The organism is Streptomyces sp. NPDC047515 (assembly GCF_040643055.1).
Lineage (GTDB): Bacteria > Actinomycetota > Actinomycetes > Streptomycetales > Streptomycetaceae > Streptomyces.
Genome location: NZ_JBEYTM010000009.1, coordinates 166384 through 187386 on the forward strand (window position 1 = coordinate 166384; position 21003 = coordinate 187386).

General features: G+C 71.6%; 20 protein-coding genes and 1 pseudogene. 13 read left to right on the forward strand and 8 right to left on the reverse strand.

The annotated features are described in order from the left end of the window. Positions 1 to 68: 68 nt before the first annotated feature. The 4 genes from ABZ826_RS10745 (at position 69) to fabF (ending at position 3681) form a co-directional block, all read left to right on the forward strand. Positions 69 to 983, forward strand: coding sequence for an ACP S-malonyltransferase (locus tag ABZ826_RS10745; protein ID WP_361445397.1), 915 nt, complete (start codon positions 69 to 71; stop codon positions 981 to 983). 13 nt (positions 984 to 996) lie between these two features. Next, a complete protein-coding gene (locus tag ABZ826_RS10750; RefSeq protein ID WP_361445399.1) occupies positions 997 to 2028 on the forward strand; it encodes a ketoacyl-ACP synthase III in 1032 nt (343 codons plus the stop codon). A gap of 65 nt (positions 2029 to 2093) precedes the next feature. Beyond that, a complete protein-coding gene (locus ABZ826_RS10755) occupies positions 2094 to 2342 on the forward strand; it encodes an acyl carrier protein (protein WP_351075721.1) in 249 nt (82 codons plus the stop codon). A gap of 76 nt (positions 2343 to 2418) precedes the next feature. Beyond that, a complete protein-coding gene (gene fabF, locus ABZ826_RS10760; RefSeq protein WP_361445402.1) occupies positions 2419 to 3681 on the forward strand; it encodes a beta-ketoacyl-ACP synthase II in 1263 nt (420 codons plus the stop codon). Positions 3682 to 3877: 196 nt separating this feature from the next. Here fabF and ABZ826_RS10765 read toward each other — a convergent pair whose 3' ends face one another. Next, positions 3878 to 4372 (reverse strand): DUF3145 domain-containing protein, encoded by a 495-nt coding sequence (locus ABZ826_RS10765; RefSeq protein WP_351075717.1) that lies wholly within the window; start codon positions 4370 to 4372, stop codon positions 3878 to 3880. A gap of 351 nt (positions 4373 to 4723) precedes the next feature. Here ABZ826_RS10765 and ABZ826_RS10770 point away from each other — a divergent pair, with 351 nt between their 5' ends. Further along, positions 4724 to 5641 carry an SGNH/GDSL hydrolase family protein gene (locus tag ABZ826_RS10770; protein WP_361445405.1) on the forward strand — a complete coding sequence of 306 codons (918 nt, stop codon included), beginning with the start codon at positions 4724 to 4726 and terminating at the stop codon, positions 5639 to 5641. A gap of 11 nt (positions 5642 to 5652) precedes the next feature. Continuing rightward, complete coding sequence (locus tag ABZ826_RS10775; RefSeq protein ID WP_361445408.1) at positions 5653 to 6651, forward strand: aldose epimerase family protein; 999 nt, start codon at positions 5653 to 5655, stop codon at positions 6649 to 6651. Between the two features lie 73 nt (positions 6652 to 6724). Here the strand turns inward: ABZ826_RS10775 and ABZ826_RS10780 are convergent, their stop codons facing one another. Continuing rightward, positions 6725 to 9196 carry a glycoside hydrolase family 3 C-terminal domain-containing protein gene (locus ABZ826_RS10780; protein WP_361445411.1) on the reverse strand — a complete coding sequence of 824 codons (2472 nt, stop codon included), beginning with the start codon at positions 9194 to 9196 and terminating at the stop codon, positions 6725 to 6727. 154 nt (positions 9197 to 9350) lie between these two features. Between ABZ826_RS10780 and ABZ826_RS10785 the strand changes: the two genes are divergently transcribed. Next, positions 9351 to 9947 carry a TetR/AcrR family transcriptional regulator gene (locus tag ABZ826_RS10785; RefSeq protein WP_361445414.1) on the forward strand — a complete coding sequence of 199 codons (597 nt, stop codon included), beginning with the start codon at positions 9351 to 9353 and terminating at the stop codon, positions 9945 to 9947. A 118-nt stretch (positions 9948 to 10065) separates the two neighbouring features. Then, positions 10066 to 12021: an FAD-dependent oxidoreductase gene (locus tag ABZ826_RS10790; RefSeq protein ID WP_361445417.1), complete on the forward strand. Its 1956-nt coding sequence runs from the start codon at positions 10066 to 10068 to the stop codon at positions 12019 to 12021. A 21-nt stretch (positions 12022 to 12042) separates the two neighbouring features. On the opposite strand, the gene ABZ826_RS10795 is transcribed toward ABZ826_RS10790, so the two are convergent. The 4 genes from ABZ826_RS10795 to ABZ826_RS10810 all read right to left on the reverse strand — a co-directional run bounded on the left by ABZ826_RS10795 (position 12043) and on the right by ABZ826_RS10810 (position 15102). After that, on the reverse strand, positions 12043 to 12651 hold the full coding sequence (locus ABZ826_RS10795) for a LysE family transporter (protein ID WP_361445420.1): 609 nt from the start codon (positions 12649 to 12651) through the stop codon (positions 12043 to 12045). A gap of 14 nt (positions 12652 to 12665) precedes the next feature. After that, positions 12666 to 13457, reverse strand: coding sequence for an EI24 domain-containing protein (locus ABZ826_RS10800; RefSeq protein WP_361445423.1), 792 nt, complete (start codon positions 13455 to 13457; stop codon positions 12666 to 12668). A 106-nt stretch (positions 13458 to 13563) separates the two neighbouring features. Further along, positions 13564 to 13992 (reverse strand): organic hydroperoxide resistance protein, encoded by a 429-nt coding sequence (locus ABZ826_RS10805; protein ID WP_351075695.1) that lies wholly within the window; start codon positions 13990 to 13992, stop codon positions 13564 to 13566. Positions 13993 to 14082: 90 nt separating this feature from the next. Further along, the gene (locus tag ABZ826_RS10810; RefSeq protein WP_361445426.1) at positions 14083 to 15102 is read right to left on the reverse strand and encodes an NADP-dependent oxidoreductase; all 1020 of its coding nucleotides are present in this window, start codon (positions 15100 to 15102) and stop codon (positions 14083 to 14085) included. A gap of 149 nt (positions 15103 to 15251) precedes the next feature. On the opposite strand from ABZ826_RS10810, the gene ABZ826_RS10815 reads away from it, so the two are divergent. Beyond that, positions 15252 to 15695, forward strand: a complete 444-nt coding sequence (locus tag ABZ826_RS10815) for a MarR family transcriptional regulator (RefSeq protein WP_361445429.1) — start codon at positions 15252 to 15254, stop codon at positions 15693 to 15695. 41 nt (positions 15696 to 15736) lie between these two features. Here ABZ826_RS10815 and ABZ826_RS10820 read toward each other — a convergent pair whose 3' ends face one another. After that, on the reverse strand, positions 15737 to 16534 hold the full coding sequence (locus tag ABZ826_RS10820; RefSeq protein ID WP_361445432.1) for a hypothetical protein: 798 nt from the start codon (positions 16532 to 16534) through the stop codon (positions 15737 to 15739). A gap of 135 nt (positions 16535 to 16669) precedes the next feature. Between ABZ826_RS10820 and ABZ826_RS10825 the strand changes: the two genes are divergently transcribed. The 3 genes from ABZ826_RS10825 (at position 16670) to ABZ826_RS10835 (ending at position 19997) form a co-directional block, all read left to right on the forward strand. Next, entirely contained in the window at positions 16670 to 17179 is a 510-nt protein-coding gene (locus tag ABZ826_RS10825; protein ID WP_361445502.1) for a hypothetical protein, read from the forward strand. 148 nt (positions 17180 to 17327) lie between these two features. Continuing rightward, on the forward strand, positions 17328 to 18365 hold the full coding sequence (locus ABZ826_RS10830; protein WP_361445435.1) for a rod shape-determining protein: 1038 nt from the start codon (positions 17328 to 17330) through the stop codon (positions 18363 to 18365). 111 nt (positions 18366 to 18476) lie between these two features. Beyond that, entirely contained in the window at positions 18477 to 19997 is a 1521-nt protein-coding gene (locus ABZ826_RS10835) for a GAF domain-containing protein (RefSeq protein WP_361445505.1), read from the forward strand. Here ABZ826_RS10835 and ABZ826_RS10840 read toward each other — a convergent pair. Then, positions 19975 to 20406: an Lrp/AsnC family transcriptional regulator gene (locus tag ABZ826_RS10840; protein WP_351075681.1), complete on the reverse strand. Its 432-nt coding sequence runs from the start codon at positions 20404 to 20406 to the stop codon at positions 19975 to 19977. The genes ABZ826_RS10835 and ABZ826_RS10840 overlap by 23 nt on opposite strands. 92 nt (positions 20407 to 20498) lie before the next feature. Between ABZ826_RS10840 and ABZ826_RS10845 the strand changes: the two are divergent. Then, positions 20499 to 20901 (forward strand): annotated as a pseudogene (locus ABZ826_RS10845) (MFS transporter); the annotation flags it as partial. Positions 20902 to 21003: the final 102 nt, after the last annotated feature.

Consider the following 21003-nt stretch of genomic DNA (forward strand, 5'->3'; position numbering starts at 1 on the left):
TTCCCCATACGGTTCTTCGTCCCTGTCCCCACGGGCGTTCCGGACCGATCACAAGAGAGAGTGTGAGGGTGCTCGTACTCGTCGCTCCCGGCCAAGGCGCTCAGACGCCCGGCTTCCTGACTCCCTGGCTCGACCTCCCCGGTGCCACCGACCGCATCGCGGCCTGGTCCGACGCCATCGGGCTCGATCTCGCCCACTACGGCACCAAGGCCGACGCGGAGGAGATCCGTGACACCGCGGTGGCGCAGCCGCTGCTGGTCGCCGCGGGTCTGCTGTCCACCGCCGCACTCAACGCATCGCCCGACATCGTCGCAGGTCACAGCGTTGGGGAGATCACCGCGGCCGCTCTCGCCGGAGTCATCGGCGACGAGGCGGCGCTGCGTCTCGTCCGTACGCGTGGGCTCGCCATGGCCGACGCCGCCGCGGCCACCGAAACCGGTATGGCGGCGCTGCTCGGCGGCGACCCCGAGGTGACGGTCCCTCACCTGGAGAAGCTCGGGCTGACTCCGGCGAACGTCAACGGGGGCGGCCAGATCGTCGCCGCCGGCACCGCCGCGCAGATCGCCGCGCTGACCGAGGACATGCCCGAGGGCGTGCGCCGCGTGGTTCCGCTCAAGGTCGCCGGCGCCTTCCACACGCATCACATGGCGCCCGCCGTCGACCGGCTGCGTGAGGCCGCGATGGCGCTGAAGATCTCCGACCCGACCGTGACGTACGTCTCGAACGCCGACGGGAAGGCCGTTGCCATCGGCGACGAGGTCATCTCGCGGCTGGTGGGCCAGGTGGCCAACCCGGTCCGCTGGGACCTGTGCATGGAGACCTTCAAGGACATGGGCGTCACGGCTCTCATCGAGGCGTGCCCGGGTGGCACACTCACGGGTCTCGCCAAGCGCGCGCTGCCCGGTGTGCGGACGCTCGCGCTCAAGACCCCCGACGACCTCGACGCCGCCCGCGCGCTCGTCATCGAGCACGCAGGCGCCTAAGGAGCCCGAGAGCATGTCGAAGATCAAGCCCAGCAAGGGCGCCCCGTACGCACGCATCATGGGTGTCGGCGGCTACCGCCCGACCCGGGTCGTGCCCAACGAGGTGATCCTCGAAACGATCGACTCGTCCGACGAGTGGATCCGCTCGCGCTCCGGCATCGCCACCCGCCACTGGGCGAACGACGAGGAGACCGTCGCCGCGATGTCGATCGAGGCGTCCGGCAAGGCCATCGCCGACGCCGGGATAAGCGCCGACCGGATCGGCGCCGTGGTCGTCTCCACCGTCTCGCACTTCGCCCAGACGCCCGCCATCGCCACCGAGATCGCCGACAAGCTGGGCACCGACAAGGCCGCCGCGTTCGACATCTCGGCCGGCTGCGCCGGCTTCGGCTACGGGCTGACCCTCGCCAAGGGCATGATCGTGGAAGGCTCCGCGGAGTACGTCCTGGTCATCGGCGTGGAGCGGCTGTCGGACCTGACCGACCTGGAGGACCGGGCGACGGCCTTCCTGTTCGGTGACGGCGCGGGCGCCGTCGTGGTCGGCCCGTCCAAGGAGCCCGCGATCGGCCCGACCGTGTGGGGTTCCGAGGGCGACAAGGCCGGCACGATCAAGCAGACCGTGTCCTGGGACAAGTTCCGCATCGGCGACGTCTCGCAGCTGCCGCTCGACTCCCAGGGCAACGTCAAGTTCCCGGCCATCACGCAGGAGGGCCAGGCGGTCTTCCGCTGGGCCGTCTTCGAGATGGCGAAGGTCGCCCAGCAGGCGCTGGACGCGGCCGGGATCGCCCCGGAAGACCTGGACGTCTTCATTCCGCACCAGGCCAACATGCGGATCATCGACTCGATGGTGAAGACCCTGAAGCTGCCGGAGAACGTCACGGTCGCCCGTGACGTGGAGACCACCGGCAACACCTCCGCCGCCTCGATTCCGCTCGCCATGGAGCGGCTCCTGGCGACCGGTCAGGCGAAGAGCGGCGACACCGCGCTCGTCATCGGCTTCGGGGCGGGTCTCGTCTACGCCGCGACGGTCGTTACCCTCCCCTAGGCACACCAGGCCTTTTTCGGCCCGGACGCCAGAACCCAGCAGATAAACATCGAAGGAGCGCCAACATGGCCGCCACTCAGGAAGAGATCGTCAAGGGTCTCGCCGAGATCGTCAACGAGATCGCCGGCATCCCGGTCGAGGACGTCCAGCTGGACAAGTCCTTCACCGACGACCTGGACGTCGACTCGCTGTCCATGGTCGAGGTCGTCGTCGCCGCCGAGGAGCGCTTCGACGTCAAGATCCCCGACGAGGACGTCAAGAACCTCAAGACGGTCGGCGACGCTGCCGAGTACATCCTCAAGCACCAGGCCTGATCAGGCCGGCTCTGTGTCGCCACCCGGCGGTGGCGCCGCTGATTCACGACCCTCTACACGTGGAGAAGATTTTCCAGTGAACTCGACCAATCGCACCGTGGTCGTCACCGGTATCGGCGCAACCACTCCGCTGGGTGGCGACTCGGCGTCGACCTGGGAAGGTCTGATGGCCGGTCGTTCCGGCGTCAAGCCTCTTGAGGGCGAACGTTTCGCCGAATTGCCCGTCAGGATCGCCGCGCTCGCGGCGGTCGACCCGGGCGACGTCCTGCCCCGCCCGCTCGCCCGCAAGCTGGACCGCTCGGCGCAGTTCGCGCTGATCGCGGCCCGCGAGGCCTGGGCGGACGCTGGCTTCACCGGCAAGGCCGGTGAGGACGACGCGGTCCGGCCCGAGCGGCTGGGCTCGGTCATCGCCTCCGGTATCGGCGGCGTGATCACCCTGCTCGACCAGTACGACGTGCTCAAGGAGAAGGGCGTACGCCGCGTCTCCCCGCACACCGTGCCCATGCTCATGCCCAACGGCCCGGCCGCCAACGTCGGCCTGGAGGTCAACGCCCAGGCCGGTGTGCACACTCCGGTCTCCGCCTGCGCCTCGGGCGCCGAGGCGATCGGGTACGCCGTCGAGATGATCCGCACCGGCCGTGCCGATGTGGTCCTCGCCGGTGGCACCGAGGCGGCGATCCACCCGCTGCCGATCGCCGCGTTCGCCAACATGATGGCGATGTCCAAGCACAACGAGGAGCCCGAGAAGGCCTCCCGTCCGTACGACACGGGGCGTGACGGCTTCGTGCTCGGCGAGGGTGCCGGCGTCGTCGTGCTGGAGTCCGCGGAGCACGCCGCCGCGCGTGGCGCCAAGGTCTACTGCGAGGTGCTGGGCCAGGGGCTGTCCGCGGACGCCCACCACATCGCGCAGCCCGAACCGACGGGTCGCGGCATCGCCGCCGCGATGCAGAACCTGCTGGACCAGACGGACCTCAAGCCGTCCGAGGTCGTGCACCTGAACGCGCACGCCACGTCGACGCCGCAGGGCGACGTCGCCGAGCTGAAGGCGCTGCGCAAGGTCCTGGGCGACGACCTCGACCATGTCGCGATCTCCGCGACGAAGTCGATGACCGGTCATCTCCTCGGTGGCGCCGGTGGCATCGAGACCGTCGCGACGGTCCTGGCGCTGCACCACCGGATCGCTCCCCCGACGATCAACGTGGAACACCTCGACGAGGAGGTGGAGGCGGACATCGTGCGCGACACGCCTCGGCCGCTGCCGGAGGGGCCGATCGCCGCGATCAACAACTCGTTCGGGTTCGGCGGGCACAACGTGGTCCTGGCGTTCCGCAGCGTCTGACCCGCGGTCCGCAGCCCGCGGTCCGCAGCCCGCGGTCCGGTACGACGAAGCCCGCCTCCCCACTCGGGGAGGCGGGCTTCGTCCGCTGCGCGGGGCGTTTCGCGGGGCTCTGTCCCCGGACTCCCGCTGCTCGGTCGCCAAAGGGCCGGTTCCCGGACCCTCCTCGATCGCGAGAGGGGGCTGGACTCCGCGCCCGTCACACCACCTGGTGCAGCCACCGCACGGGTGCGCCCTCGCCCGCGTGACGGAAGGGCTCCAGTTCGTCGTCCCACGGCTTGCCGAGCAGCTTGGCGATCTCGGCCTCCAGGTCGGTCTCGCCGCGGACGGAGCGCGCCAGCGCGGCCCGCAGCCGGTCCTCGGGCACCAGGATGTCGCCGTGCATGCCGGTGACGGCGTGAAAGATGCCCAGTTCGGGCGTGGAGCTGTAGCGCTCGCCCTCCGTGGTGGGACTCGGCTCCGCCGTCACCTCGAAGCGCAGCAGATCCCAGCCACGCAGCGCGGAGGCCAGTTTCGACGCCGTGCCGGGGCGGGCCTGCCAGGAGAACTCGGACCGCCAGGTGCCGGGCGCGGCCGGCTGTCTGATCCAGTCGAGCTGGACGCGCACACCGAGGACGCCCGCCACCGCCCATTCGACGTGGGGGCAGAGCGCGCGCGGTGCGGAGTGAACGTACAGAACTCCACGTGTCGTCACCGAGACCTCCAGTGTGGGACGAAGTTCGCCTTCCCCAGCGGCCTCGCGCCCGTACCGTCACTTCTCGGCCGGCTCCCGAGGTTGTCATCAGTAAACAGCATCGGGGTGAAACTCCTGAAAAGGGACAGTATGTGACGTGATGTGATTTACAGAAAGCCACCCGAGTGGAGCCGGGCGAGGGCATGCGGCGCTGGTTCGACGAGGAAAAGCTACCGCGCGGCGGCGGTCGAGGTGTGACGTACGGTCGGTCCTGGGCACTTCATTCGCTCAGCTTTCACCCTGCGGGGCACCCGGGCCTTCCACCCGGTGCCGCAAGGGGTTGCCGGGGGCATAAACGAGGGGAACCAAGGGATGCAGGATCGTTCCGCCCGTCACCGTACGCGCACCGCGACCGCTGTCCTGGCGATCGTCTCGCTGCTCGGCGTCGCCACTCTGACCAGCTGCGATGCCGACCGGGACGGGACGACGAAGGGGGCGGCGTCCGGGCAGCGGCAGCCGTCCGCCAGGCCCGGTCCGGTCTGGGACCGCAGTCCGGGGTCGGTGGCCGCCGTCGGCGACTCCATCACGCGCGGCTTCGACGCCTGTTCGGTGCTGGCCGACTGCCCCGAGGTCTCGTGGGCGACCGGCACGGACAGCGAGGTGCGCAGCCTCGCCGTGCGGCTGCTCGGTGAGTCGGGGGCCGCCGCGCGCAGCTGGAACCACGCCGCGACGGGGGCCAGGATCGCTCAGCTGCCGGAGCAGATGGCGCTGGCGGCGAAGGAGAAGCCGGATCTGGTGACGGTGATGATCGGCGCCAATGACGCCTGCCGGGACTCGGCGCGGATCATGACGCCGGTGGCGGATTTCCGGTCGTCCTTCGAGGCGGCGATGCGGCAGTTGCGTGCCGGGGCACCGAAGGCGCAGGTCTACGTGTCGAGCGTGCCGGATCTCATGCGGCTCTGGCAGACGGGGCGCGGCAACGCGCTGGGCAAGCAGATCTGGAAGCTGGGGATCTGTCGGTCGATGCTGGGCGACGCGGACGACATGGGCGCGGGCGCCGTGGCCCGGCGCACCTCGGTGCAGGAGCGGGTCGTGGCGTACAACGAGGTGCTGCGGGAGGTCTGCGCGAAGGATCTGCGCTGCCGTTACGACGGCGGGGCGGTCTACGACTACCGGTTCACCGGCAAGCAGCTCAGCCAGTGGGACTGGTTCCATCCCGGGCGCAACGGACAGGCGCGGCTGGCGGAGATCGCCTACCGCAATGTCACCGCGGCCCGGCCGCCGACGTAGGCTCCGTGATCATGGACACGGGTTCGAGCGCAGTGCTGCGTACGGAAGAGTTCGGCACCCTCGCGGACGGTGCCGTCGTGCACCGCTGGACGCTGGAGCGGGACGGTACGCGGGTGCGTGTCCTGACGTACGGCGGCATCGTGCAGTCGGTCGAGGTGCCGGGCCGGGACGGGGCGCAGGCGGACGTCGCGCTCGGGCTGCCGGATCTCGCCGGGTACGAGACGTTCCCCGGCCCCTACTTCGGGGCGCTGGTCGGGCGGTACGCGAACCGGATCGGCGGTGCCTGTTTCGAGCTGGACGGGCACACGCACCGGTTGACGCGGAACGAGGGGCGCAACCAGGTGCACGGCGGGGCCAGGGGCTTCGACAAGCGCGTGTGGCGGGCGCGGGAGGTGGCGGACGGCGTCGAACTGTCCCTGGTCTCCGAGGACGGCGAGGAGGGCTTCCCGGGGCGTCTGACGGTGTCCGCGACGTACACGCTGGACGCGGGCGGGGCGCTGCGGATCGCCTACCGGGCGGCGACGGACGCCCCGACGGTGCTGAACCTGACGAATCACACGTACTGGAATCTCGCGGGTGCCGACAGCGGCAGCGCGCTCGGGCAGGTGCTGCGGCTCGCGGCCGCGCGGATCACTCCGGCGGACGCCGAATCGCTGCCGACGGGCGAGTTCCTGCCGGTGGACGGGACCCGGTTCGACTTCCGTGAGCCGAAGCCGGTCGGGGCGGGCTACGACCACAACTTCGTGCTGGACGGGGCCGGGGCGGAGCCCGTGGCCGAGCTGTACGACGCGGCGTCGGGGCGGGTCCTGACCGTCACCACGACGGAACCGGGCATGCAGCTGTACACGGCGGACCACTTCGACGGCCGGCCGTTCGGCCCGTGCGCCGGGATCGCGCTGGAGACCCAGCACTTCCCCGACTCCCCGAACCGGCCCGATTTCCCGAGCACGGTGCTGCGGCCGGGCGAGGAGTACGTCTCGACGACGGTGTACGGATTCGCGGTGCGCTGAGCGCAGGAGCGGAGGAAGGGCCCCGCAGCGGCCGTCAGGTGCCGCTGCGGGGCGCGCCGGGTCCCGTGGCCCGCTAGTCCTTGATCTCCACGGCCGCCGTCAGGCGTACGTCACCGAGCGAACGGGCCGCCTGCACCTCGTACGTGCCGGGGACGAGCGTCCAGTCGTACGCCGCCTCGTCCCAGATCTCGTACGCGCGCCGCTCCAGCGCGATCACCGCTTCGGCGCTCTCGCCGGGCGCCGCCTCGACCCGCGCGAAACCGGCCAGCCAGCGGACCGGGCGTTCGGCGGTGTCGTCCCGGGGCGCCAGGTAGAGCTGGACGGTCTCGGCGCCCGGCCGGGTACCGGTGTTGCGGAGGCGGACGGTGGCGGTGTCGGGGCCGGCCGTCAGGCTCTCGTACTCCCAGGTGGTGTAGCCGAGTCCGTGGCCGAAGGGGTAGGCGGGCGCGGTGCCTGCCTTCTCCCAGGCCCGGTAGCCGACGAAGACACCCTCCTCGTAGCGGAGTTCGCCGTCGGTGGGGGTGGTGTTCGAGACCGGGACGTCGTCGAGCGCGACGGGCCAGGTGGTGGGGAGACGGCCGCCGGGCTCCTCGGCGCCGAGCAGGACGTCGGCCAGCGCGTGGCCGGCCTCCTGGCCGGGGAACCAGCTGAGCAGGACCGCGGCGACCTCCTCGCGCCACGGAAGCTCGACCGGGGAACCGGAGTTGACGATCACGACGGTGTTCGGGTTGGCGGCGGCGACGGCCCTGACCAGGTCGTCCTGGTGGCCGGGGAGCCTGAGGTCGGTGCGGTCGAAGCCTTCCGACTCGACGCGTTCGGTGGTGCCGACGACGACGATCGCGGTGTCCGCGGCACGGGCCGCCTCGACCGCCTCGGCGATCAGCTCCTGGGGGTCGCGGCGCGGGCCTAGGTGGCACAGGGAGAACGAGACGCCGGGGATCGGCGCGTCCTCGCCCAGGGTGTCGGGGACCTGTCGCAGCGACACCTCGACGGGTTCGCCCGCGGTGAGGGTGATCCGGCCGCGCTCCAGGGGGTTGCCGAAGAACGCCTCGCCGGGGTCGGTGGAGCCGGTGACCCGGTGGACCTCGTCGTACAGGGTCTCGCCCGCGACTGCGAGGGTGAGCGCTCCGGTGCCGCGGGTGCCGAAGACGTGCTCGCCGCCGTCGCGCGGAACGAAGGTGCCGGTGATCTCGACGCTGTGCAGCGTCTTGAGCGTCACGCCCTCGGGGAAGTCGTCGCCGATCCACTGGAGGCTGCCGTTGTGCAGCGGGGCCGAGCCGATGACGGTGCCGGAGGCGTCGTAACAGACGGCCCTCAGCTCGAAGCCCTTCTCGGCGGGGGTGAGTTCGTCGTTCGGGTCGGCGCCGACGCGGTAGTCGAGCACGCCCGCGGGGAGAGCGGCGGTGAGGCCGTCCAGCGGCGAGACGATGTGGTGCGGGAAGACCTGGGCGGAGCCGCCGCCGAGGACCCGGGCGTCCCGGGCGAGCGCCCCGCTGAGCGCGACCTTGCGCACGGCGGCCGGGTCGACGGGGAGCGCGGCGCGTTCGTTGCGCACGAGGACGAAGGAGCGGCGGGCGATCTCGCGGGCCAGCGCGTCGCCGTCGACGGTCGCGGGGTGCGCCGCCTCGTCGACGACGGGCGGGGCGCCGTCCAGGACGCCGACGCGGGCGGCCAGCCGCAGCACGTTCCGTACGGCCCCGTCGACGACGGACTCCTCGACCTCACCGGCGCGCACCGCGTCGGCGAGCGCCTTCCCGTAGACGGTCTTCGGGCCCGGCATGGCGACGTCGAGGCCGCCCTCAGCGGCGGCGACGGTGGAGCGGGCGGCCAGCCAGTCGGAGACGATGTAGCCGTCGAAGCCCCATTCGCCGCGCAGCACCGCGTTCTGCAGATAGCGGTGCTCGGTCATGGTGGAGCCGTTGACCCGGTTGTAGGCGGCCATGATGCCCCAGGGGTGGGCGTTCTTGACGATGCGTTCGAACGGGGCGAGATAGATCTCGCGCAGGGTGCGCGGGGCGACGAGGTTGTCGACGGTGAAGCGGTCGGTCTCGGCGTCGTTGGCGACGAAGTGCTTGACGGTGGTGCCGACACCACCCTCCTGCACACCTCGCACATAGCCGGTGCCGATCTCGCCGGTGAGGTACGGATCCTCGCTGTACGTCTCGAAGTGGCGCCCGCCGAGCGGGGAACGGTGGAGGTTCACGGTCGGGGCGAGGAGGACGTGGACTCCCTTGCGGCGGGCCTCCTGGGCCAGTAGCCGGCCGGCGCGGCGGGCCAGGGCCGGGTCCCAGGTCGCGGCGAGCGCGGTGGGCGAGGGCAGCGCGACGGAGGGGTCGTCGGCGCTCCAGGCGACCCCGCGGACGCCGATCGGTCCGTCGGACATCACCAGGGAGCGCAGCCCGACGGCGGGCAGCGCGGGCAGCGACCACATGTCCTGCCCGGCCAGCAGTCGTGTCTTGTCGTCGAGCCCGAGTGCGGACAGCGCCGCTTCGACCGCGGCCTCGCGGGCCGCATCGGGGTGGGTGGATGTGGACGCGCCTGCCACGGCCGTACCTCCTCGTCGGTGTCCTGCACTGAATGTCTCCATAGTGACCGCATGACCGGTAGAACAGTAGGCTTCGTTACCAGTCTGTGATTTATCCGGGATGGCGTACGGTCCTCGGTGCGGGACCGATGGAGCACCGAAAGGGGCCGGGGCGATGGGGCGGGCCAGAAGCACGGAGCGACGGGCGGAGATTCTCCGCGCCGCTCTCGAAGTGATCGCCGAGCGCGGCTACCGCGGCGCCTCGCTGGGCGCCGTCGCCGAGCGGGTCGGCCTCAGCCAGCAGGGACTCCTGCACTACTTCCCGACCAAGGAGGCGCTGCTCGTCGCCGTGCTGGAGGAGCGCGACCAGTGGGACACCGGCGGCGGGACCCGGAGCGACGGCAGGTGGCGGCTCGATCTGCTGGCCTCGCTGGTCGAGTACAACGCGATGCGACCCGGCATCGTCCAGACGTTCTCGGCGCTGCTCGGCGAGAGCGTGACGGAGGGTCATCCCGCGCGGGAGTTCTTCACCCGCCGCTACACCCAGGTCCGGGCGAGCATGGCGACGACGCTGCGCGCGGAGTACGGCGAGCGACTGCCGGGTGGCCTGACGCCGGAGCGCGCGGCGCCGCTGCTGGTGGCGGTGATGGACGGGCTTCAGTACCAGTGGCTGCTGGACCCGGACTCGGTGGACATGTCCGCGGTGTTCCAGGATTTCCTGACACTGCTGGGGTCGCCGGAACCTCACGTTCCAGAGAACCCCCAAGCGTGACACGGCCTGCGACGAAACCGGTACGACAAGATCGCTGAACGTCACCTCCGGGTGATTTCCCAGTGGTCTACGCGCGTCCGGGCACAGGCGCCGTCCAGGGCGCCCCAGGGTGGGGCGCATGACTTCCGAGACCGCCGGACCTTCTTCCGGCCTGCCCTCCCGACGCACCGTGATCACCGGCGCCGCCGCCGGCGCGGCCGCCCTTGCCTCGACCGCCGTCGGCGCCGCAAGTGCCGCCGCGCCCCGCGCCGTTGACGCCGCCGCCGCATCCGGCACCGCGCTCGCCCCGGCGGCCACCGGATCGGACTGGGCGGCCTGCCTGACCATCGCCCGCGCCATCCTCGTACGCGACGAACAGGACCAGCCGCTGGTCCCCCACTACCGCGACATCCTGCTGTCCAAGGGCCTGCCGCGCAGCCGCAAGGCCCCCAGGAAGGTGCTGGTCGTCGGCGCCGGCCCGGCCGGGCTCACCGCCGCCCATCTGCTCCGCAGCGCCGGACACACCGTCACCGTGGTCGAGGCCAACGGCAACCGCGTCGGCGGCCGGATCAAGACCTTCCGCAAGGGCGGCCACGAGAACGCGAAGGCGCCGTTCGCGGACCCGAACCAGTACGCCGAAGCCGGCGCCATGCGGATCCCCGACAGCCACCCGCTGGTCACCGGGCTCATCGACAGCTTCGACCTGAAGCGCCGCCGCTTCTACCTGGTCGATGTCGACGCCGAGGGCCGGCCGGCCAACCGCACCTGGATCCACGTCAACGGCGTCCGGATGCGCAAGGCCGACTACGCGGCGAAGCCGCAGGCGGTCAACCGCTCGTTCGGCGTTCCCGCCGAGTTCGAGAACAAGACCGCCGCGACGATCGTGCGCGAGGCCTTCGCGCCCGTGCGCAAGGAGTTCGAGGGCAAGGAGGGCAGCGAGCTCGTCCAGGGCTGGGCGCGGGTGATCCAGCGGTACGGGCACTGGTCGATGTACCGCTTCCTGACCGAGGCCGCCAAACTCGACGAGCGGACCATCGACCTCATCGGCACGGTCGAGAACCTCACCTCCCGGCTTCATCTCGCCTTTGTGCACAGCTTCATCGGTTCCTCGCTGATCAGCCCGGACACCGCGTTCTTCGAGCTGCCGGGCGGCACGGCCACGCTCGCCGACGCGATGTACGAGCGGGTCAAGGACATCGTGCGGCTGGACCGCCGGGCCACCAGGATCAGCCACGGCAGGGACGGTGTCCGGGTCGAGACGGTGTCCGAGGGCCGCGACGGCAAGCCGCTCGTGCGCGAGACGTTCACCGGCGACCGGGCGATCATCACCGTGCCGTTCTCCGGACTGCGCCACATCCCGGTCGCTCCCGCGCTCTCGTACGGCAAGCGGCGCGCGATCACCGAGATCCACTACGACGCGGCGACCAAGGTGCTGCTCGAATTCAGCCGCCGCTGGTGGGAGTTCGAGGAGAAGGACTGGAAGACCGAGCTGGAGAGGATCAGGCCCGGCCTGTACGACGCCTACCGTCGGGGCAAGGCACCGGCCGACGGCTCGCTGCTGGGCGCCCACCCCTCCGTGCCCCCCGGGCACCTCCCGCCCAACCAGCGTGTGCACTACGCGGCGTACCGCGCCGACGCCCGCAACCAGCCCGAGGCGGCGCACGTCATCGGCGGCGGATCGGTCACCGACAACCCCAACCGCTTCATGTTCCAGCCGTCCCACCCCGTCGAGAAGAGCGCGGGCGGCGTGGTCCTCGCCTCGTACAGCTGGGCCGACGACGCGCTGAAGTGGGACTCGCTGGACGACGACGAGCGCTATCCGCACGCCCTGGGCGGGGTGCAGGACGTGTACGGGCAGCGCGTCGAGGTCTTCTACACCGGCGTCGGCGCCACCCAGTCGTGGATGCGCGATCCGTACGCGTACGGCGAGGCGTCGGTGCTGCTGCCGGGCCAGCACACCGAGTTGTTCGCCGATGTGCGGTCGGTCGAGGGGCCGCTGCACTTCGCCGGCTGCCACACCTCGATCAAGCCGGCCTGGATCGAAGGGGCGTTGGAGTCCGCGGTCCGGTCCGCGCTGGAGGTGCACACCAGCTGACCCCGGTCGGGCGGGCGTCGCTCAGCGGGCCAGGCCCAGGGTGACGCCCAGTCCGACGAGCACCGATCCGATACCCCGGTTGAGGGCCTTCTGCCACCGCAGCATCGCGGTGCGCAGCCGCGCGTTCGAGAAGAACAGCGCGACCAGGCCGAACCAGCCGAGATGCGCGACGGACATGAACACCCCGTAACCGGCCTGCTCCCACAGGCCGGTGGTGGGCCCGACGACCTGGGTGAAGGTCGACACGACGAAGAGCGTGGTCTTGGGGTTCAGCGCGTTGGTGAGGAATCCGGTGCGCAGGGCCGCGAGCCGGGTCAGCCGCGGCTTCGAGTCCAGGTCGATGCCGAGATCGTCGCGGGCGAGGAAGGTCCGTACCCCGACGTGGACGAGATAGGCCGCGCCGACCAGCTTGATCGCGGTGAACAGGGCGGTGGACGAGGCGATCAGCAGCCCGACGCCGAGCATCGTGTACGTGACGTGGACGAGCACACCCGTGGCGACTCCGACGGCGGCCAGCAGTCCCGTCGTACGGCCGTACAGGCAGCTGTTGCGGACGACCATCGCGAAGTCCGCGCCCGGACTGATGACGGCGAGGACGGTGATGACGGCGACGGCGATGATCTCGGTCATGGCGGCGGAGCTCCTCAGCCCTTGTCGAGGGTGTACGGGGCCGGGGCCGGGGCCGCGCCCTCGTCCTCGTCGGGCGCCACCAGGTCCCGGGCCAGCAGCGTGGCCCCGGCGACGGCGCCCGGCATCAGGAACACGGCGACGAACGGGACCAGGAAGGCGAGCCCCAGCGGTACGCCGAAGCCGAGGGCCAGCATGCGGCGGCCGCGCAGCAGGTCGAGGCGGTCCTTCAGGACCATGCCGCGGCGCTGGAGCGCGACGGCGGTGAGCTCCTCGGAGAGGAAGTAGCCGGTGACGCAGAAACCGATCACCGGGACGACCGTCTGGCCGACGACCGGAATGAATCCGAGGGCGAAGAGCAGCACCGAGTACAGCCCCACCCGCACCAGGATGCGGATGCTGTCGCGGGCGGAGATCCACAGCTCTCGCCAGAGCGACAGCCCGGACTCGGGGATCTCGCCGCCCTCCGTACGGTCGACCTGCTCGGACAGCGACTCGTAGAAGGGCTGGCCGACCAGCAGGGTGACCGCGGTGAACGTGATCACCGCGAGGAAGAGCCCGAGGGCGAAGACCAGCACGGTCAGGGTGGTGCGGAGCAGACCGGCCCAGGGCGAGGACCGGTCGTCGGCGAAGGGCGTCGCCCAGCTCACCAGGTCGTCGGCGCCGTAGCCGAGGCCGACGAGCGCCGCCACGTACAGCGCGAGGGTGATGAGGCCGGGCAGCAGCCCGAAGCCGAACCAGCGGCCGTGCCGGCCCACCCAGCGCTGTCCCTGTATCAAGTAGCCGAAGCCCGCCCCCAGATCACGCATGGCGTCAGCGTACTGGCGGGGCCGGGCCGCTCCCGCCACGGTGCGGCCGGGGCACGGCCGAGGACCGCACCCCGGCGGGGTACGGCCCTCGGCCGGTGGTGAGCGGTCAGGCGACCGACAGCTCGACCTTGATGTTGCCGCGCGTGGCGTTCGAGTACGGGCACACCTGGTGGGCCTTCTCGACGAGCGACTGCGCGGTGGCGGCGTCGACGTTCGGGATGGTGGCGCTGATCGCGACCTCCAGGCCGAAGCCGCCCTCGGCGGTCTTGCCGATGGAGACCGCGGCGGTCACCGTGGAGCCGGAGATATCGGCCTTCTCCTGACGGGCCACGACCCCGAGGGCGCCCTGGAAGCAGGCGCTGTAACCGGCCGCGAAGAGCTGCTCCGGGTTGGTGCCGGCGCCGCTGCCGCCCATGGCCTTGGGCGGGTTGACGATGACATCGAGGTTGCCGTCGTCGGACGAGACGCGGCCGTCACGGCCGTTCTCGGCGGTGGCGACGGCGGTGTAGGCAACGGTGATGTCCTGAAGAGCCATGTCGGAAATATCCTTCTGCTGTGCGCCGCGACTCGCGCCCACGATCGCGACGGCCTGTGGATGAGCCTAACGCGTGCGCCGGAGCGGCTGTCAGGCGAGGGAAACGATCATCTTTCCGGTGTTCTCGCCGCGCAGCAGGCCGAGGAAGGCGTCGAAGCCGTTCTCGATGCCCTCGACAAAGGTCTCGCCGTACTTCAGCTCGCCCGAGGCCAGCCAGCCGGCGACCTCCTGGACGAACTGCGGCTGGAGCGCGGAGTGATCGTTGACGAGCATGCCCTGGATGCGCAGCCGCTTGCCGATGACCAGCGCGAGGTTGCGCGGGGCGGGGGTCGGCTCGGTGGCGTTGTACTGGGCGATCATTCCGCAGACGGTGACGCGGCCGTGCACATTGAGCGAGGAGATCGCCGCTTCGAGGTGCTCGCCGCCGACATTGTCGAAGTAGACGTCGATGCCGTCGGGGGCGGCCGCACGCAGCTGCTCGGCGACCGGGCCGTTCTTGTAGTTGAAGGCCGCGTCGAAGCCGTACTCCTCCACGAGGAGCTTGACCTTCTCGTCGGAACCGGCCGAGCCGACGACCCGCGAGGCGCCCTTGAGCTTCGCCATCTGGCCGACCTGGCTGCCGACCGCACCGGCCGCACCGGAGACGAAGACGGCGTCGCCCGCCTTGAACGAGGCGACCTCGAACAGCCCCGCGTAGGCGGTGAGTCCGGTCATGCCGAGCACACCGAGATAGGCGGAGAGCGGGGCGAGCGACGCATCGACCTTCACGGCGCGCTCGGCCGGGACCTCGGCGTACTCTCGCCAGCCGAGGCCGTGCAGGACGTGGTCGCCGACCGCGATGCCCTCCGCGTTCGAGGCGATGACCTCGCCGACCGCGCCGCCGTCCATGGGGTGGTCGAGCTGGAAGGGCGGGGTGTACGACTTCACGTCGTTCATCCTTCCCCTCATGTAGGGGTCGACCGAGAAGTGCAGATTGCGGACCAGGACGCGGCCCTCGCCGGGGGCGGTGACCGGGGCCTCACGCAACGCGAAGTCCTCGGCCTTCGGCCAGCCGTGGGGGCGGGCGACCAGGTGCCATTCGCGGCCGGACGTGGGAAGTGCTGCAGACATGGGCTCGGGGTCTCCTCAATGCCTCACGGGGTGGGGGAGGCTTCGCCGGCCGGCCGAGGCCGGACGGGAAGCAGAAAATGCTTCATGACGTGAAACAACTATGCCCCTGAATATTTCATATTGTCAAGTAATCCGTTATCCTGGGTGTCATGGCCACTCCCCGGACAGACCCGCTGACCCTCGAAGTCGTCGAACTCATCGGCACCGTCGTGGCGCGCTACTACGAGGAGTACGACGAGGCCGCGGCGGCCCACTCGCTCACCGGCGCCCAGGCGCGCGTCCTGGGGCTGCTCTCCCTGGAGCCGATGCCCATGCGCAGGATCGCGAAGAAGCTGAAGTGCGAGCCGTCGAACGTCACCGGGATCGTCGACCGGCTGGAGTCGCGCGGTCTGGTCGAGCGCAGGCCGGATCCGGCCGACCGGCGGGTGAAGCTGGCCGCCCCGACGGAGAAGGGTGCCCGCACGGCTCAGCAGCTGCGCGATTCGCTCACCTTCGCCCGGGAGCCCCTGGCCGAGCTGTCGGACGGGGACCGGGCCGTGCTGCGGGACCTGCTGCGGCGGATGCTGGGCGAGTCAGGCCCGTCCGGCGACTGAGGACAGGGCGCGGCCGCGGGCCGCGCGACCGGGCGGACCGCTCACGAACAGAACCACACGAACCAGCAGGTCTCGGACGGGGTCGGCGCCGGGGTGGGGCTCGGGCTGGGGCTGGGCGACGCCTCCGGCGCCGGCCGGGTCGGGCCACCGCCGGGCTGGGCGGGGTCCGGGGGATCGACAGGCGCTTCGTCGTCGGCGCTCGGCTCGGGCGACGGATCCGCGGCGGCCGGGGGCGCGGCGGAGGCCGGGCGGGGCTCGACGCCGGAGCCCTCGGGGCGGGCGTCGCCGGTGGCCTTGCCCGCGCCCGTGACGTCGGCGGGATGCGAATCGGTGGCCGGGAGCATGGAGGGGCCGTCCACCGGACCGGGCCGCTCGGGCGCGTCGCTCGCCGAGGGCTCCGGGGCCGGTTCGGACGTGACCTCGGTCGATTCGCGTACGTAGTCCGAGGCGCGGTCGTCGCCTTTCGGCTCCATGGCCAGCTCGGCCAGGCTCAGCGCCCCGGCGGCGAGCACCACGCCGAGCACGGCGAACAGGGCCGTCCGGCTGCGGCGGCGGTGCGCGCGCCGGCCGCGCCCCTCTCGGACGGCGTGCCCCTCTCCCCCGTCCCGCCGGTCCGCCCCGCGGGGTCCATGGGTGGCGCGCGCGGGCCGGTCGGCACCGTGCCCCCGGCGGCGTCGGCCGCCGGGACGGGGCGGTACGGGCGTCTCGTGCTCCGCGTCCGGCTCGTGACCGGAGAGCGCGGGCGTGACGTACGGGCTCAGCGCCTCGACGGGGGTTCCGCATCCGGCACAGGCCAGGGCACCGTTGAGATGCCGCTGACACGGGTGGCAATAATCCATGGCGCCCGCAGATTAGATGCCAGTAGGACAAGGGAGAAAGCCGCTCGTGTGAGGGTTCTGTGTGGAACTGTTGATTCCGTGACCGCGAACCCGTCTTTCGGCCCTCGTGAGTTCCAGCTCGTCCTGCTGCGTCGGATGGCCGACCATCAGCCGGATCTCGTCGCCGACGCCCGGCAGGAGCTGGGTGCCTCGCTCGCCGAGATGCGCGAGGCCAACCGCCGCTGGCAGGCCATGGTGCGGGCGCCCCGCGGGCGGGGCGCCCTGCGCCGCTACCGTTCGGTGCTCGGCGAGCCCGAATCGTCCACGCGCCGCGCGATCGGCGACCTGGAGTGCGACGCGTTGCTGTGGCCGGTGCCGCTCTGGCCCGATCTGCGATTCGAGGTGATGGTCGCGCCGGGCGGGGCCGTATGGAACGAATGGCTGGTCCGGGCGCCGGGGAGGCCCGGTCCCGAGCTGCGCGCGGTCGAGGATCTGCGTCCCTGGTCGGGCACGGTGGACGAGGTCGCGCGGGCCTTCGCACCGGCCCGCCCGATGGAGGGCAGCGCGCCGACCCGGTGGGCGCTCGCGATCACCGCGCCCGGAACGGGTGAATGCCATGTCGCCGAATTCACCTGGGGGCTGTTCCAGCGACTGCTGCCCGGCTGACCTCCGGGTACCCCGCTCCGCTGTCACCCCGTCAGCCCCGTCCCTCCTACGGCTCACCCCGACGCGCGCGATGACTCCGAACGGCGCACGATGCCAGGAGGGCCGGCTGCCGCCGGTACCCCCATCCGCGCTCTCGGGAGAACCCGCCGTGACCGTCAGCCTTGAGCAATTGCGCCGTTGCCATGTCGCCGTCGACCTCGGGGCCGCCCGGACCCGTGTGTACGTCAAGGGGCCCGGACTCGTCGTCGACGAACCGAGCGCCGCCGCCGTGAACACCCGTACCGGCTCACTCATCGCCGTCGGCGAACTCGCCGAACAGATGACGGGCCGCACCCCCGACTACATCCGGGTGGTCCGCCCGGTGACCGGCGGAACGGTGATCGACATCGAGATGGCCCAGCGCATGCTGCGCCAGTTGCTCGGCGAGAAGCTCCGGCGCCAGCTGCGCCGCAAGCCCCGGCTGCGGGCCGCCGCCTGCACCCCGCACGACAGCGATCCGCTCGCCCAGCGGGCCACCGTCGAGACCCTGGTCGGGCTGGGTGCCCGGCGGGTCGAGCTGGTCGACACACTGATCGCGGCGGCCGTCGGCTGCGGGCTCCCCGTCGAGCAGCCGACCGCCTCCATGATCATGGTGTGCGGGGCGGCGACCACCCAGATCGCCGTGCTCTCCCTCGGTTCGATCGTGACCGCCGTACGCATCCCGATCGGCGGCGACGCCATCGACCACGCGGTGATCCAGCATCTGCGCCAGCACCACGAGCTGATGCTGCCGAGCCAGTCCGTACGCCCACTGCAAGTGGCGCTCAGCGGCAGCGGTCTGAGCGCGCACGGACCCGCCACGACCGAGATCCACGGCCGTGACGTGGCGACCGGTCTGGCCCGCTCCGTGCACGTCGACACCGCCTCCGTGCGCCAGGCCATCCATGCCCCGCTGACCGCGGTGCTCGACGGACTCGGCAAGATCCTGCGGGCCTGCCCGCCCGACCTGGTCGCCGACGTCGCCGACTGCGGAATCATGATGGTCGGCGGCAGCGCGCTGCTGCCCGGTCTCGACCACATGCTGCGGGAGGCCACGGGCGTGCCCGTGCACATCGCGGAGCGGCCCGACGTGTCCTCCGTGCTGGGGCTCGGCGCGATGCTGGACGGCCGGATCCAGCCGCTGGTACTCGACCCGCTCGCCTGCTGAACACCTCGGGGGGTGCGGCGCATGACCGACGACGCGGCGAACCCGGCCGCGGGGCCCTCGGGCGAGGGGACGGCCGCCCCGTCCGGCACCTCGCGGTCGCCCCGGCTGCCGATGCTCCTGGAAGCGGTGCTGAGCGTCGGCACCGATCTCGAACTGCGGGCCACTCTCCAGCAGCTCGTGGAGACCGCGACCGCGCTGACCGACGCCCGGTACGGCGCGCTCGGCGTGCTCGATCCCGAACTCGGCACCATCAGCGAGCTGTTCACCTCGGGCCTCGACGACGCGGAGCGCCGGCGCATCGGCCGCCTCCCGGACGGACACTCGGGGATGCTCGGCGTCCTCATCGACGAGGCGCAGCCGCTGCGCTGCGACGACCTGTCCGCCGATCCACGCTCCTGCGGAGTGCCGCCCGGCCATCCGCCCGCGCACTCCTTCCTCGGGGCGCCGATCCGGGTGCAGAGCCAGGTCTTCGGGAATCTCTACCTCACCGAGAAACGCACCGGCCACTTCACCGACACGGACATGGCGCTGCTGCGGGTGCTGGCCTCGCAGGCCGGAATCGCGATCGGCAACGCCCGGCTGTACGAGGCGGCCCGGCAGCGGGAGCGCTGGATCGAGGGGGCGGCCGCCATCACCACCACCCTGCTGACGGGCGGGAACGCGGCCGACGCGCTGATGACCGTCGCCGAAGGGGCCAGAACACTCGCCGACGCCAGTGCCGGGGTGATCCTCCAGCCGACCGAGGAGGGCGGGATGGAGATCGTCACCGCGTCCACGCTCGACGACCCGGCCGGGATCGTCGGTACGACCATCGAGCCGGGCTCTGCCGTTCTGGCCCAACTGCTGGGCGGAGAGCCGGTGTTCATCGAGGACTCGGCGACCGACCCCCGGATGACGACGCATGTGCGGTCGCGGTTCGGCCCCAGCATGATGCTCCCGCTGCAGAGCGGCGGGCGGCTGATCGGCACCCTGGCCCTGCCCCGGCGGCGCGGTGCCCGCCCGTACACGGCCGTGGACCGGCAGCTGGCTTCGCAGTTCGCCTCACAGGCCGCGCTCGCCCTGGTCCTGGCGGACGCCCAGCACGACCGGGAACAGCTCGCGGTGTACGAGGACCGCGACCGGATCGCCCGGGATCTGCACGACCTGGTGGTCCAGCGGCTGTTCGCGACCGAGATGATGCTGGAGTCGACCCGTCGCAGGGCCGCCGCCCCGGAGACCGACGAACTGCTCGGCAGGGCCGTCGACGAGCTGGACTCGACCATTCAGGAAGTGCGGACGGCGATCTTCGCCCTCCAGCAGCCGCCCGCCGAGTCCCCCGCCACCTTCCGCGGACTGGTGCTGCGGGAGACCGGGGGCGCCGCGGCCGTCCTCGGCTTCCAGCCCTCGGTGCACTTCAACGGGGCGGTGGACGCATTGGTCCGGGAGCCCGTGGACCAGCAGCTCCTCGCCGCGCTACGGGGCGCGCTCGCCGCCGCGCACCGGCGGGCGGGGGTGTCGGCGATCGAGGTGGAGGTGGACGCGACGGCGGTGCTGCCGGACGGGCGGGCCGGCGTCCGGCTGGCCGTGGCCGACGACGGCCGCGACGAGGACGGCTCGCGCTCGTCGACCGTCATCTGGCAGGCGCCGCTCTGAGCGCGATGCGGGTGTTGGAGTGGGCGACACCGGCCTCCCGTTTGAGCCTGCGCAGCAGTCCGTCCAGCGCCGCGGTGTCGGCGACGGTGGCCCGTACGAGATAGTCGTGGCCGCCGGTCACATGGATCACTTCGGTGATGCCGGGCAAAGCGAGCACCGACCGTTCGAACACCTCGTTCGTCGTGTCGATCCGCAGCGTCACATCGATGAAGACGACCAGGCCCGTACGGGTGTCGGCGGCCGGATCGATGATCACGGTGAAGCCGCGGATGACGCCGTCGCGCCGTAGCCGCCGCACCCGGTCGGCCGCGGCGTTCGCGCTGAGCCCCACCCGCACGCCCAGATCGCGGTACGAGATCCGGGCATCCTCCTGCAGGATGCCGAGGATTTCCCTGTCCAGCCGGTCCATACTGCGATTGTCGCAGCTTTGTCCGTTTTATGGCTTCACGCGTCGTGTCCGGAGCGGATCCGGGGGCATCCCCGCTCTCCCGTGCGGCGCCCGTCTTCCGGCCGCTCGGCGGCCGGCTCTCGGACCGCGTCCACCCGGCCCTGGTCACGGCGGCGGCGCTCGGTCCGGCCGCCCTGACGGCGATCGTCCTTCGACCCGGCACTGGCGCCGGGCGGCACGATCGCGCTGCTCTGCATGGCGGCGGGCCTGGGCACCGCGAGCGGCAGCGTCTTCGCCCTGGTCTCACAGGTGACACCACAGGCGAAGGTGGGCAGCGTGACGGGGATCGTCGGTGCGACGGGGGGCCTGGGCGGCTTCGTTCCGCCGCTGGTGATGGGCGCGATCTACAGCGCGAAGGGGTCGTACTCGATCGGTTTCATGCTGCTGTCGTCGGATCTGGCGCCGGCGGGGTGCGTGTACGCGTACGGGCGCATGTGGGGGCTTCAACGGGAGTAGGGCTCGGCCGCACGCGGGTGCGGGCCCCCCACCGCACCACGAAAGCGGGCGTCGTCGACCGACGACCACGCCCCGAGGCAGTCGCAGGGCGTCGAAAGCCCG

Excerpts from the sequence above, each read along its gene's own strand:
- ABZ826_RS10750 (WP_361445399.1), top strand. The coding sequence starts at position 997 with ATGTCGAAGATCAAGCCCAGCAAGGGCGCCCCGTACGCACGCATCATG.
- ABZ826_RS10755 (WP_351075721.1), top strand. The coding sequence starts at position 2,094 with ATGGCCGCCACTCAGGAAGAGATCGTCAAGGGTCTCGCCGAGATCGTC.
- ABZ826_RS10770 (WP_361445405.1), top strand. The coding sequence starts at position 4,724 with ATGCAGGATCGTTCCGCCCGTCACCGTACGCGCACCGCGACCGCTGTC.
- ABZ826_RS10775 (WP_361445408.1), top strand. The coding sequence starts at position 5,653 with ATGGACACGGGTTCGAGCGCAGTGCTGCGTACGGAAGAGTTCGGCACC.
- ABZ826_RS10785 (WP_361445414.1), top strand. The coding sequence starts at position 9,351 with ATGGGGCGGGCCAGAAGCACGGAGCGACGGGCGGAGATTCTCCGCGCC.
- ABZ826_RS10790 (WP_361445417.1), top strand. The coding sequence starts at position 10,066 with ATGACTTCCGAGACCGCCGGACCTTCTTCCGGCCTGCCCTCCCGACGC.
- ABZ826_RS10795 (WP_361445420.1), bottom strand. The coding sequence starts at position 12,651 with ATGACCGAGATCATCGCCGTCGCCGTCATCACCGTCCTCGCCGTCATC.
- ABZ826_RS10800 (WP_361445423.1), bottom strand. The coding sequence starts at position 13,457 with ATGCGTGATCTGGGGGCGGGCTTCGGCTACTTGATACAGGGACAGCGC.
- ABZ826_RS10805 (WP_351075695.1), bottom strand. The coding sequence starts at position 13,992 with ATGGCTCTTCAGGACATCACCGTTGCCTACACCGCCGTCGCCACCGCC.
- ABZ826_RS10810 (WP_361445426.1), bottom strand. The coding sequence starts at position 15,102 with ATGTCTGCAGCACTTCCCACGTCCGGCCGCGAATGGCACCTGGTCGCC.
- ABZ826_RS10815 (WP_361445429.1), top strand. The coding sequence starts at position 15,252 with ATGGCCACTCCCCGGACAGACCCGCTGACCCTCGAAGTCGTCGAACTC.
- ABZ826_RS10820 (WP_361445432.1), bottom strand. The coding sequence starts at position 16,534 with ATGGATTATTGCCACCCGTGTCAGCGGCATCTCAACGGTGCCCTGGCC.
- ABZ826_RS10825 (WP_361445502.1), top strand. The coding sequence starts at position 16,670 with ATGGCCGACCATCAGCCGGATCTCGTCGCCGACGCCCGGCAGGAGCTG.
- ABZ826_RS10835 (WP_361445505.1), top strand. The coding sequence starts at position 18,477 with ATGCTCCTGGAAGCGGTGCTGAGCGTCGGCACCGATCTCGAACTGCGG.
- ABZ826_RS10840 (WP_351075681.1), bottom strand. The coding sequence starts at position 20,406 with ATGGACCGGCTGGACAGGGAAATCCTCGGCATCCTGCAGGAGGATGCC.